Below are 12,187 nucleotides of genomic sequence, written 5' to 3' on the forward strand. Positions count from 1 at the left end.
AGGCTGAATTAATCCGTAAGGAGCTAAAATGCGTCATTACGAAATCGTCTTCATGGTTCATCCGGACCAGAGCGAGCAAGTTCCCGGCATGATCGAGCGTTATACCGGCGCCATCACCACCTCCGGTGGTACCATTCATCGCCTGGAAGATTGGGGCCGTCGTCAGCTGGCTTACCCGATCGACAAACTGCACAAAGCCCACTACGTTCTGATGAACGTAGAAGCAGAGCAAGCCGTTATCGATGAGCTGGAAACCAACTTCCGCTTCAACGATGCCGTTATCCGCAACATGATCATGCGCACCAAGCACGCCGTGACTGAAGTTTCTCCGATGGCCAAGGCCAAGGAAGAGCGCTTCACCCGTCGTGACGACGAGCGCCGCGAAGAAGCTACTGAAGCTGCTTCCGAAGAGTAATTCTGGATCACTGACTAGAGGATAAAGGCCATGGCACGTTATTTCCGTCGTCGTAAGTTCTGCCGCTTCACCGCCGAGAACGTTACCGAGATCGACTACAAAGATATCGTTACTCTGAAAAACTACATCACTGAATCTGGCAAGATCGTACCGAGCCGTATCACCGGTACCCGCGCCAAGTATCAGCGTCAGCTGGCACGCGCCATCAAGCGTGCTCGTTACCTGGCTCTGCTGCCGTACACCGATCTGCACAACAAGTAAGAATCGGCCCGGCACTTAAGCCTAACTCAACGAAATTTATAGAGGAAAGGTAATGCAAGTTATCCTGCTCGACAAAATCGCCAAACTGGGCGGTCTGGGTGACCAAGTTTCCGTGAAATCTGGTTATGCCCGTAACTACCTGATCCCGCAAGGCAAAGCTGTTATGGCCACCAAGGCCAACATCGAAGCTTTCGGTGCTCGTCGCGCTGAGCTGGAAGCCAAACTGGCTGCCAACAAAGCTGCTGCTGAAGAGCGTGCTGCCAAGCTGGCCGAACTGGCTACCGTGGTTATCGCTTCCAAGTCTGGCGACGAAGGCAAGCTGTTCGGTTCCATCGGTACCCGTGACGTAGCTGAAGCCATCACTGCTGCCGGCGTAGCCGTTGCCAAGAGCGAAGTCCGCATGGGCAACGTTCTGCGTAACACCGGTGACTACGAAGTTGCTGTTCAGCTGCACGCTGACGTTAAAGCAACCGTACAGATCCAGGTTGTTGCCCTGTAATAGCGATTCGCTTTTGCAGAGAAAACCCGCGCTTTTGCGCGGGTTTTTTATTTTCCGGCCCGGGGGTAGAGTGAAGGTCTGTTCCACTGGAGGAGATCCCTATGGCTTGGGTAGAAGGTCGCGTCATCGAACGCATCGAATGGACACCCACCCTGTTCTCCCTGCGGGTGGCGGCCGAGTTGGCCCCCTACAAGGCAGGCCAATTCACCAAGCTGGCCCTCGAGCAGGGCGATCGCCGCATTCAGCGCGCCTACTCCTTCGTCAATCCCCCCTCTGCGCCATACCACGAGTTCTATCTGGTCGAGATCCCGAGCGGTGAGCTGACCCCCTCGCTCGGCTCGCTGCAAGCGGGCGATACCCTGCTGGTACAATCCCAGGCGACCGGCTTTTTGACGCTGGATGAGGTGCCCGCCGGGCGCGATCTCTGGCTGCTCTCGACCGGCACTGCTATCGGCCCGTTTCTCTCCATGCTGGCCGATGGGGAAGCCTTCAACCGTTTCGAGAATCTGGTGCTGGTGCACGGGGTGCGCAAAGGCGAAGAGCTGAGCTATCAGGATTTGATCGCCAGCTTTGTCGAGCAATATGGCGAGCGTTTCCGCTATGTCCCCTTTGTCAGTCGCGAGCCTTGGCCCGATGCAATGGCAGGGCGGATCCCGGCGGCGATTGCCAATGGTCAGCTGCAGGCTCGAGTGGGGTTGGAGTTCTCACCAGAGCTGAGCCAAGTGCTGATCTGCGGCAATCCGGAGATGGTGAAAGAGACCCAGCAGACCTTGCTGACGCTGGGGTTGGCCAAAAATCTGCGGCGGGCGCCGGGCAATATCAGTGCGGAGAATTATTGGTAAAACAATCAGCACAGGGGCGCCAGGCCCCTGCTGCATCAGGAGAGGGAGTTCAGTTCTTCTTGCCGTTACCCTTGTTTTTATCCTTCTGTTTGTCGTGACCTTGCCCGGGATTATTGCCGCTGTGGATGCTGCGGTTGTAGTGATCCCGGTACTTGCCATCCATCTTGTCGCAGTTGAGTTTGATCCGGCTGTCGCCAATGCCAAGATCCAGACAGTTGTCCTGCCACCAGTCGTACTCTTTGTCATCCCAGTCGAGATTGATCTTGATGTCATCACCGGAGATCTTGATGCCATCGCTATTTTTGCTTGGCGGTGCCGCAACCGCGACGCCGTGCGCCATGAGCAGGGAAAGCAGCAGGGCGCCGCGCCGGATAACGGGGTTGTGTTTGGCTTGGGTCATTGCAAGGGTACTCCTGTTGTTACTGGTCGCTCTGGGAGTTGGCAGGGACCTGGTTGGTTTGCGGGGGCTGGTTGCGATTCTCTTCATCTTCCAGATGGAATTTGACCGCCCTGCAGTCGGCCGGGGAGGTTTCGCCGACCCCCAAGTCGAGGCAGTCCTTCTGGGTCCAGCCGAACTGCTTGTCATCCCAGTCCAGATTGAATTTAAGCTCATCGACGGAGAATTCGGAGCCACTGCTCTCTTGATATTGCTGGGTCGCTGCGGCGCTGCCGGTAACCAGAAGAAGGGAGAGTAGCAAAGTGGTCTTACTGTTCATGATGGCCTCGGATAATTGCAACGGTGGATGAGTGTACAGACCGGAGCTGAACCCGGGCGGAACTGTTCCCCATCTCACTACATGATCAAGTCAGGGAGGGATTGTATCGCTTTTCTGCTGCCGATTTGTCCGTTTTGGTCGCACTCTGGGCAGCTGGTTGCCAATCTGAAGGAATTCAGTCATTTGCCCTTCTCTGGGCGAGTCTGGCGACTATAATCGGCAGCCAACTTTTCCTGCACAGCACACCCCTTCATCATGACCACACAGGACTCCTCTACATTGCGCTACCCCAAGGGGTGGTTTGCTCTGACGACGGTATACAGTTTCACCGGGTTGGCCATTCTGGCTTCCATTATCTTCTCCCTGCTGCTGTTCCTCTCCATCGATGACAACCCGCTGATGAAGTGGCTGTTCGGCGGCTTGGCCATCATCTTCGAGCTGGGCAAGTTTTACGTCTGGTACGAGTACGGCGAGCGCAAGGCGCGGCGGGATTTGAGTGGTGCCTTCTGGTCTCTGCTGTTTTACAGCGTGCTGGCGGCCATCTCCATCGGCGGCAGTATTGGTGGCATCAACAGTGCCACCAACACGGTACTGAGCCAGCAGGCTCGCCACGAACGGGAGCTTGCCCGTTTCGACGAGCAGATCGCCAGCATCGAGCGGCAGATCCAGCTCAACGAGGAGGCGGCCCGCAAATACATCGAGCTGGAGCGCATCTCCAGTGGCGTCTCCTCGTTGCAGCACGCCAACACCAAGCTGCGCTTGCAGCAGGATGAGCTGCGCCAGCAGCGCGATGCCAAGCCGGTCAACGAACAATCCTCCATGTTGGGGCTGATGAGCAGTCTGGCGGACGGGGTGGGGATGAGCATCAGTCAGGTGCAGTTCCTGCTGGTCTGCTTCCTCTCGGTGCTGCTCGACGTGTTTGGTGCCTTCTTCGTCAGCCTGATCGGCGAGGAGAACCGCTTTCGCCGGATGTGGCGCTGGCAGCAGGATCAAGCTCGCAGAGAGGCGCAGGAAGCGTTGGCGATGGCGGCCCAGCCCGAGCCCATCATGCCCCCAGAACCGGCCCCCGAAGTGCTGGCGCAGGTGCGCGGTGCGCTGGTGAGCGGTGAGCTCAAGTGCAGCAAGCGCTCGGTGGCACAGGCGCTGTCACTCTCGCTGGAGGAGGTGGACCGGGTGTTCCACCATCTGCTGTCGCAAGGGGTGCTGGGGCAGGGGAGCAATCGCCACTACTACCTCAATCCGGCGCTGGAGCAGCAACCCGGATAGTGAGAAGGCCACCGAAACTCGGTGGCCTTTTTCGTTATCGAGTGGCTGTGGCACTCAGTGAGTCAGCACCATCATCAGGCTGAGGAAGGCGGCCAGTCCGCCACCGATGCCGATGATCCAGTAAAACCCCTTGGCCCCCTGTTTGAGCGGGATGCGGAAGTAGAGCAGAAATGCCCACCACCCCAGTGCCAGCAACAGAGGAATAAGAAACATTCGAGCCATGGTGTCCTCGCTGTTATTCTGTTGACCCTTGATCAATCAACAGGATGGATTGTGCAATGACGCAACTACAGATTACCGCATTCGGTGACCCCTCGGTACTCAAGCTCAACCCTTCCCTCGATAAGGTGCCAGCCGATGGTGAAGTGCGGGTGCGCATCTGTTTTGCGGGGGTGAATCCCATCGATGCCAAGACCCGTGCCGGCCTTGGTTGGGCGGCGGCAGAGAACAAGGACCAACTGCCTTGGACGCCGGGTTATGACGTCTCCGGCGTGGTGGAGAAGGTAGGCCCCGGTGTGACCTCGCTGGTCGAGGGGGATCTGGTATGTGGCATGGTCGGTTTTCCCCTCACCGCCGGTGGCTACGGGGAATCTGTGGTGGCAAGCGAGAGCGAGCTGGTCAAGCTCGACGGGGTGAGCCTTCGACAGGGGGCGGCGCTGCCCCTTACCGGTCTCACCGCTTGGCAGGGGCTGCTTGAGCACGGCGCACTCCAGAGCGGTCAGCGGGTCTTGATCCTCGCTGGCGCCGGAGGTGTCGGCCATCTGGCGGTGCAGCTTGCCAGCGCTTATGGCGCCGAGGTGGTGGCCACCGCCAGCCCTGATAACCATGGCTTCCTGCACGCTCTGGGGGCGCGCTGGATGGTGGATTACCACGAAGCGAACTGGCCAGCACGGGTGGTGGCAGAGGCAGGTCAGGTCGAGCTGGTACTGGATCTGGTGGGCGGCGAAAGCGGCAAGGCGTCGCTCGCCTGCGTCAAGCCGGGTGGCCGTCTGGTGACGGTGCCCACTATTACCGCCCAGCTGATCAAGGATGCGGGTGCGGCGGCGGGTATCGAGGTGGTCGGCATGCTGGTTCACCCTGACCAGAAGCAGCTGGGTCAGATGTTGATGCTGCTGCGTCAGGGAGATGTGCATATCACCATCTTCGGTGAATATGCGTTGGCGGAAGGGGCGCTGGCCCATCAGGCCATCGAAGGGGGCCATGTGCGCGGCAAGCTGCTGCTGCGCATGCCCGCCGCCGACGGCTATCCCGGATGAGCGAGATGATGGAGATGGGGCTGGGGTGGCTCTTTTTAAGCGCATTCACCTCCGCCACCCTGCTGCCCGGCAGCTCGGAAGTGCTGCTGGGGGCCATGGCGGCCAAGGGGGAGTGGAGCATGGCGAGCCTGCTGCTGTGGGCGACGCTAGGCAATACCCTCGGCTCCATGACCACCTGGTGGCTCGGCTGGCTCGCCACCTTCAAGAAAAAACCGGAAGATTTTCAAGGCCGTGGGGAACAAAAAGCCTTAGGCTGGCTCAAACAACATGGTCACTGGTGTCTGCTGCTTGCCTGGATGCCGGTGGTCGGTGATGGTCTCTGTCTGTTGGCCGGTTGGCTGCGCCTCTCCTTCTGGCGCTCTCTCATTTTGATCGGGCTCGGCAAATTGTTCCGTTATGCCCTGGTTTTTCTGCTGGCCAGTCACATTTTCTAGCCTGTTTTTGTCACTCACGAGGTTACCGTGAACAAAGTCATACCTTTAACGATTCTGCTGGGCTTCACCCTGCCGGTGCTGGCGGCACCGACCCTGATCGCCGAACAGGGCAAGGAGGAGGGCAAGCTCGCCATCCCCTACCAGATGTACAAGCTGGACAACGGCCTGATCGTGATCCTGGCCCCCGACCGCTCCGATCCGCTGGTACACCTCGATGTGACCTATCACGTCGGCTCATCCCGCGAGACGGTCGGCAAGTCCGGTTTTGCCCACTTCTTCGAGCACATGATGTTCCAGGGCTCGAAACACGTCGGTGATCAGGAGCATATGCGGATCATCAACGAGGCCGGTGGTGACATGAACGGCACCACCAACAAGGATCGCACCAACTACTACGAGACTGTGCCTGCCAACCAGCTGGAAAAAGTGCTCTGGCTGGAGGCGGATCGGATGGGCTTCCTGCTCGATGCGGTGAGCCAGAAGAAGTTCGAGATCCAGCGCGCCACCGTCAAGAACGAGCGGGCCCAGCGGGTCGATAACCAGCCGTACGGGCTGGTGAGCGAGAAGGTGGGGGAGGCGCTCTATCCGCGTGCACACCCCTACTCCTGGCAGCCTATCGGTTACGTGGAAGATCTCGACCGGGTCGATGTGAACGACCTCAAGCAGTTCTTCCTGCGCTGGTATGGCCCCAACAACGCCACCCTGACGCTGGGCGGCGACTTTGACAGCAAGCAGGCCCTCGAATGGATCGAGAAGTACTTCGGCTCCATCCCGCGCGGCCCGGACGTGGCCGAGCCGGCGCCAAAGCCGGTGACCCTGCCCGAGACCCGCTACGTGACGCTGCAGGACAAGGTACACCTGCCGCTGCTCTATATCAGCTACCCCACTGTCTCCCTTGGCGATCCGCAGGAGCCGGCACTCGACATGTTTGCCGACGTACTCGGCGGTTCCGCCAGCTCCATGCTCTACCAGTCGCTGGTGAAAACCGGCAAGGCGATCGATGTGGGGGCGTCCCACTATTGCGAAGAGCTGGCCTGTACCCTGACCGTCTACGCCTATCCCAATCCGTCGCAGGATGGCAGCCTCAAGACCCTCAAGGGGGAGGTGGACAAGGTGATCGGCGAGTTCGCCCAGCGCGGCCTCAAGCCGGAAGATCTGGAGAAGGCGATCGCCAAGTACCGTGCCTCCGCCATCTGGGGTCTGGACAGCGTCTCCGGCAAGGTGAGCCAGCTCGCTATGGGTCAGGTGTTTGCCCAGGATCCCAACTATGTGTTCAAGACGCTGGATGCCATCGGCAAGGTGACACCGGAGCAGGTGAAGGCCGCCTACGACAAGTTCATCGCCGGCAAGCCTGCGGTGGTGCTGAGCGTGGTGCCCAAGGGCAAGACCGAGTGGCAGGTTGCCACCCCGAACTTTACCCCCGCCAAGCGCGAACTGCCGGATTACAGCAAGCATGACGAAGCGCTGGCCGAACGACCGGTAAAAGACAATTTCGATCGCAGCGTGCAGCCCAAGGCGAGCGAGGCGGTGAGCGTCAAGGTGCCCGCCATCTGGCACGGCAAGCTCGACAAGAACATCGAGATCATCGGCACCAAGAGTGACGAGATCCCGGCCGTCTCCATCATGATCGCCCTGCCGGGTGGCATTCGTGCCGAAGATAAGGGGCAACTGGGGCTGGCCAATCTGACCGCCGCCATGATGGGGCAAGGCACGGTGCGCCTGACCGAGGCTCAGCTGAGCGACGAGCTGCAAAAGCTGGGCTCAAGCATTGATGTCTCCAGCGCCCAGTACAACAACCTGATCACCGTCAGCTCGCTGGCGGACAAGCTGCCCCAGACCCTGGCGCTGGTGCGCGAGGTGCTGGAGCGTCCGGGCATGCGGGAGGCGGACTTCGAACGGGTCAAGGCGCAACTGCTGCAAGGGATGCAACAGGCCCAGCAGCAACCCGAGTGGCTGGCCGGGCAGGCGTTCCGCGAGCTGGTCTACGGCAAGCAGAACCGCCTCGGTCAACCTACCGACGGGGTTGCGGCCGATGTGGCCAAACTGACCTTGGCGGACGTGAAGCACTTCTATCAGGCCTACTACAACCCCACCAACGCCAAAGTGGTGGTGGTCGGTGATGTGGGCCAGAAGCAGATCGAGGAGCAGCTTGGCTTCCTGACCGAGTGGAAGGGGGCCACGCCGACCCTGGGGGATCTCAAGCTCAAGGGTGAGCAGGCCAAGCCGGGCATCTATCTGGTGGACAAGCCGGGGGCGCCCCAGTCGGTGATCCGCATCGGTCGTCGCGCCATGCCGTTCGATACCACGGGGGATTACTTCACCGCCGGGCTGATGAACTTCAACCTGGGTGGCAACTTCAACAGCCGCATCAACCTCAACCTGCGCGAAGACAAGGGCTACACCTACGGCGCCAGCTCGGGTTTCTCCGCCAACCGCGAGGTGGGCACCTTTGCCACCGGCGCCAATGTGCGGGCCGATGCGACCGTGGATGCCATCCGCCAGTTCCTCAAGGAGATGGACAACTACCGTAAGAGCGGCCCGACCCCGGTCGAGCTGGCCTATATGCGCAGCGCGGTCTCCCAGCAGGATGCCCTCTCTTACGAGACCTTGGGCCAGAAGGCGGGCTTCCTGCTGCAGATGGTGATGTATGACCTGAAACCGGACTATGTGCAGGCCCAGAACAACCTGATCAAAACGGTGTCGCCCGAGGCGCTGAAGGCCAGTGCCGCCCGTTGGCTCAATCCGGCCGACATGGTGATCGTGGTGGTGGGAGACAAGCAAAAGCTTGAAAAACCCCTGAAGGAGCTTCATCTTCCCATCTATCCGCTGCAGTTGCCGTAACTGACGCTTTATAAAAATCAAGAGCCGCCCCGGATGGGGCGGCCTCACATGAGCCGTGAATATGACTACAACAAGCTTGTCGCTCACCGAGTTGCTGAATGCGTTGGGATCACCGGAGCGCCTCACCGCGCTCAAGGGGATCCGGCGCGGGATCGAACGTGAATGCCTGCGCATCACGCCGGATGGCCGACTCGCCCAGAGTGACCATCCCCGGGCGCTGGGCTCGGCCCTGACCCATCCCAATATCACCACCGACTACTCGGAGAGCCTGCTGGAGTTCATCACCCCGGCCACCGACTCCATCGACAGCCTGATGGAGCAGCTCGGCGACATCCATCACCATGTGATTCAGCATCTGGGTGACGAGCGGATTTGGCCGCTCTCCATGCCCTGCTTCGTCGGCGGGGAAGAGAGCATCCGGCTGGCCCAGTACGGCAGCTCCAACATCGGCAAGATGAAGACCCTCTACCGTCAGGGTTTGAAGAACCGCTACGGCAGCCTGATGCAGGTGATCGCCGGTGTGCACTTCAACTTCTCCATGCCCGACAGCTTCTGGAGCGAGTGGCAGGATCTGGTGTGCGAAGGGTGCTGCAGCCAGCGCTTTATCTCCGACAAGTACATGGGGCTTATTCGCAACGTCTACCGCTTCGGCTGGCTGGTGCCCTATCTGTTCGGCGCCTCCCCGGCTATCTGCGAATCCTTCCTCAAAGGGCGCAAGAGCAACCTGCCGTTCGAGAAGACCGGCAAGGGCACCCTCTATCTGCCTTACGCCACCGCGCTGCGTCTCTCCGATCTCGGCTATACCAACAGCGCCCAGGCTGGGCTCAAGATCAGCCACGACAATCTGCCGGCCTATGTCAGCAGCCTGCGCCGCGCCATCAACACCCACAATCCCGACTTTGCCAAGATCGGGGTCAAGGTGGATGGGGAGTATCGTCAGCTTAACGACAACGTGTTGCAGCTGGAGAACGAGCTCTACGCCCCGATCCGCCCCAAGCGCACCCCACGCAGCGGCGAGAAGCCCTCGGATGCGCTGGATCAGCGCGGCATCGAATACATCGAGCTGCGCACCGTGGACGTCAATCCCTTCACCCCGCTCGGCATCGACGCAGACCAGATCCGCTTCTTCGATCTGTTCCTGGTCTGGTGCCTGCTGCGCCCCTCTCCGGTGCTGAGTGACGAGGAGATTGCCCGTAACCGCCGCAACCAGAACAAGGTGGTGCTGGAAGGGCGCCGTCCCGGCCTGATGCTTGAAGATGAGCAGGGCAATGCCATTGGCCTCAAAGAGTACGGCCTCAAACTGTTTGACGAGCTGGCTCAGGTTGCCGATCTGCTGGATCGCTGCTGTGGCCGCAACCGCTATCGCGAGACGCTGGCGATGCATCGCGAGAAGCTGCTCAACCCCGAGCTCACCTACTCCGCCCGCATGCTCAAGGAGCTGCTGGAGAGCGGCAAGGACAACGGCTGCTATGGCGACAAGCTGGCGACCCGCTATCGCGAGAAGCTGCTGGCAGGGGAGCTGCAGTACTGGGATGAGGCCTACTTTGCCGGTGAGGCGAAGGATTCGCTGGCCAAGCAGCGTGAACGCGAGCGCAGCGACAGTCTGTCGTTCGATGACTTCCTGGCTGACTACTTCGGAACCAGTACCACTACGGCCTGAAGGCGGCTTCGTACCAACCAAAGTGCCAACAAAAAGCCGCTCGAGTGAGCGGCTTTTTGATTTCTCTGAACCTGAGCGATATCAGACGTGGTTGTACATGGCCTCGATTTCACTCTGGTACTTGGCCTCGATGATCTTGCGGCGCAGCTTCATGGTGGGGGTCAGCTCACCCAGTTCCATGGAGAAGGCGCTCGGCAGCAGGGTGAACTTCTTCACCTGCTCGAACTTGGCCAGCTCTTTTTGCAAGTCGGCGATGCGGGCCTCGAAGAACTCCATTACCCGGGAGTGGCGCAGCAGCTCGGTCTTGCACTGGTACTGCAGGTTGATGGAGCGGGCGTACTCCTCCAGCGACTCGAAGCAGGGCACGATCAGTGCCGAGACGAAGTGGCGAGCATCGGCGACGATGGCGATCTGCTCGATAAAGCGATCCTTGCCGATGGTCCCTTCCACCAGCTGCGGGGCCACGTACTTGCCGTTGGAGGTCTTCATCAGCTCCTTGAGGCGCTCGGTGAAGTAGATATTGCCCTGGCTGTCGAGCTCACCGGCATCGCCGGTACGCAGGAAGCCATCCTCGGTCATCACTTCGGCGGTCGCGTCCGGCTTGTTGTAGTAGCCGCGCATTACGGTGGGGGAGCGCACCAGCAGTTCGTTGTTCTCCCCCAGCTTCACCTCGATGCCGTTCAGCGCCGTGCCGATGGAGCCCAGCTTGAACTGGCTGTCTTCGTAGCAGCAGACGGTGGCGGTGGTCTCGGTCATGCCGTAGCCGTACTTGAGGTTGAGCCCCATCGCCTGGAAGAAGAGGTTCACATCGTCGGCCAGGCGGGCGCCCGCTACCGGCAGGAAGCGGGTACGACCGCCAAAACGGGCGCGCAGCTTGCGAAACACCAGTCGCTCGGCGAGCCAGAGCTGGCCGTAGAGCAGCGGGGAAGCGGACTTGCCCGCCTGACGGGTGGCAACCATCTGTTTTCCGACCTTGGTCGCCCAGCCAAACAGGGCGCGGCGCAGAGCCGGAGCCTGAGCGACTTTGGCCTGGATCATGGCGTAGGCCTTCTCGTAGAGGCGCGGCACGGCGCACATCACGGTCGGCTGCACCTCGCCAATCACATCCATCACCTTCTGCGGATCGCGGATGTAGACGTTCTCGGCGCCGCAGTAGAGCACGTAATAGCTCCATGCCCGCTCGAACACGTGGCTGAGCGGCAGCATGCAGAGCGACACATCCTGCTGATTGAGGTCGAGGCGGCTGTTGTGCATCTCGAAACAGGCGGCGATGTTGCTGAAGTCGAGCATCACCCCCTTGGGCTCGCCTGTGGTGCCGGAGGTGTAGATTAGGGTCAGCAGATCATCCATCCGGTACTGGGTTTCCCGTACTCGCAGTTCCTGCTCACTGGGCTGATGGTTGCCGGAGACCAGAAATGTCTGGAAGTGGCTCGCCTGCTCGCAGCCGCGCAGATTGACGTTGCCATCGAGGGCGATGAGCTGGCGGATCTCGCCGCTTTCAATCAGTTGCAGCGCCTGATCGAACTGGGGTTGTTCGCCAACGAACAGTACCTTGATGCCGGCATCTTTGACGATGTAGCGCAGCTGATCGAGGGTGCTGGTGGGGTAGATAGGGACGCTGACACCGCGGGCGGCAAGGATGCCGAGATCGGCCTGGGTCCACTCCGGCATGTTGCGGGCATAGATGCCGACCATTTCGGTTGGCTGGTGGCCGGCACGGATCAGCGCCTGTGCGCAGTAGTCCATTGCCTGGCCCAGAGTACGCCAGCCGATGGCGCGCCACTGGCCATCTTGCTGAACCCGCAGGGCAGCCTTGTTGCCAAGCTGGGCAATACGTTCACGCATCAGTCGAACCAGATGAAGCTTCGGCATCAGTTAAACATCCTTTAATTACAGTTGTACGCCCGCGAGGGCACTAAAAATCGGGCTAGAGTTTAAACTCCAACATTACGGCTTACAAGTGTTCGCCGTTTGTCTTGGATCACAAAGAGCGCAAA

At 60.1% G+C, this 12,187-nt stretch carries 13 protein-coding genes; 9 read left to right on the forward strand and 4 right to left on the reverse strand.

What is annotated here, in order from left to right; all coding sequences use genetic code 11:
• The first annotated feature begins 28 nt into the window (after positions 1-28).
• The 4 genes from rpsF (at position 29) to NOM06_RS14090 (ending at position 2,017) form a co-directional block, all read left to right on the forward strand.
• Positions 29-415 (forward strand): 30S ribosomal protein S6, encoded by a 387-nt coding sequence (gene rpsF, locus NOM06_RS14075; protein WP_005308887.1) that lies wholly within the window; start codon positions 29-31, stop codon positions 413-415.
• Positions 416-445: 30 nt separating this feature from the next.
• A complete protein-coding gene (gene rpsR / locus NOM06_RS14080) occupies positions 446-676 on the forward strand; it encodes a 30S ribosomal protein S18 (protein ID WP_005308890.1) in 231 nt (76 codons plus the stop codon).
• Between the two features lie 52 nt (positions 677-728).
• Positions 729-1,175, forward strand: a complete 447-nt coding sequence (gene rplI, locus NOM06_RS14085) for a 50S ribosomal protein L9 (protein ID WP_005340490.1) — start codon at positions 729-731, stop codon at positions 1,173-1,175.
• Positions 1,176-1,276: 101 nt separating this feature from the next.
• Positions 1,277-2,017, forward strand: a complete 741-nt coding sequence (locus NOM06_RS14090; protein WP_255912003.1) for a ferredoxin--NADP reductase — start codon at positions 1,277-1,279, stop codon at positions 2,015-2,017.
• Between the two features lie 49 nt (positions 2,018-2,066).
• On the opposite strand, the gene NOM06_RS14095 is transcribed toward NOM06_RS14090, so the two are convergent.
• Positions 2,067-2,417: a hypothetical protein gene (locus tag NOM06_RS14095; RefSeq protein ID WP_255912004.1), complete on the reverse strand. Its 351-nt coding sequence runs from the start codon at positions 2,415-2,417 to the stop codon at positions 2,067-2,069.
• A 19-nt stretch (positions 2,418-2,436) separates the two neighbouring features.
• Positions 2,437-2,733, reverse strand: coding sequence for a hypothetical protein (locus NOM06_RS14100; RefSeq protein WP_255912005.1), 297 nt, complete (start codon positions 2,731-2,733; stop codon positions 2,437-2,439).
• Between the two features lie 255 nt (positions 2,734-2,988).
• Between NOM06_RS14100 and NOM06_RS14105 the strand changes: the two genes are divergently transcribed.
• Positions 2,989-3,999 (forward strand): Preprotein translocase subunit SecY, encoded by a 1,011-nt coding sequence (locus NOM06_RS14105; RefSeq protein ID WP_110304074.1) that lies wholly within the window; start codon positions 2,989-2,991, stop codon positions 3,997-3,999.
• Between the two features lie 54 nt (positions 4,000-4,053).
• On the opposite strand, the gene NOM06_RS14110 is transcribed toward NOM06_RS14105, so the two are convergent.
• Positions 4,054-4,221 (reverse strand): hypothetical protein, encoded by a 168-nt coding sequence (locus NOM06_RS14110; protein ID WP_005308905.1) that lies wholly within the window; start codon positions 4,219-4,221, stop codon positions 4,054-4,056.
• 56 nt (positions 4,222-4,277) lie between these two features.
• On the opposite strand from NOM06_RS14110, the gene NOM06_RS14115 reads away from it, so the two are divergent.
• From NOM06_RS14115 to gshA, 4 genes are all read left to right on the forward strand, one after another.
• Positions 4,278-5,255, forward strand: coding sequence for an NADP-dependent oxidoreductase (locus NOM06_RS14115; RefSeq protein ID WP_255912006.1), 978 nt, complete (start codon positions 4,278-4,280; stop codon positions 5,253-5,255).
• Positions 5,252-5,689, forward strand: a complete 438-nt coding sequence (locus tag NOM06_RS14120; RefSeq protein WP_255912007.1) for a YqaA family protein — start codon at positions 5,252-5,254, stop codon at positions 5,687-5,689. The genes NOM06_RS14115 and NOM06_RS14120 overlap by 4 nt, the downstream gene beginning before the upstream one ends.
• A gap of 27 nt (positions 5,690-5,716) precedes the next feature.
• Positions 5,717-8,530 carry a pitrilysin family protein gene (locus NOM06_RS14125; RefSeq protein ID WP_255912008.1) on the forward strand — a complete coding sequence of 938 codons (2,814 nt, stop codon included), beginning with the start codon at positions 5,717-5,719 and terminating at the stop codon, positions 8,528-8,530.
• 61 nt (positions 8,531-8,591) lie between these two features.
• Positions 8,592-10,190 (forward strand): glutamate--cysteine ligase, encoded by a 1,599-nt coding sequence (gshA, locus tag NOM06_RS14130; RefSeq protein WP_255912010.1) that lies wholly within the window; start codon positions 8,592-8,594, stop codon positions 10,188-10,190.
• A gap of 81 nt (positions 10,191-10,271) precedes the next feature.
• On the opposite strand, the gene NOM06_RS14135 is transcribed toward gshA, so the two are convergent.
• Positions 10,272-12,062: a long-chain fatty acid--CoA ligase gene (locus NOM06_RS14135; RefSeq protein WP_255912012.1), complete on the reverse strand. Its 1,791-nt coding sequence runs from the start codon at positions 12,060-12,062 to the stop codon at positions 10,272-10,274.
• Positions 12,063-12,187 lie beyond the last annotated feature (125 nt).

This window comes from Aeromonas sp. JL9, from assembly GCF_024436075.1.
Taxonomy (GTDB): Bacteria; Pseudomonadota; Gammaproteobacteria; order Enterobacterales; family Aeromonadaceae; genus Aeromonas; species Aeromonas veronii.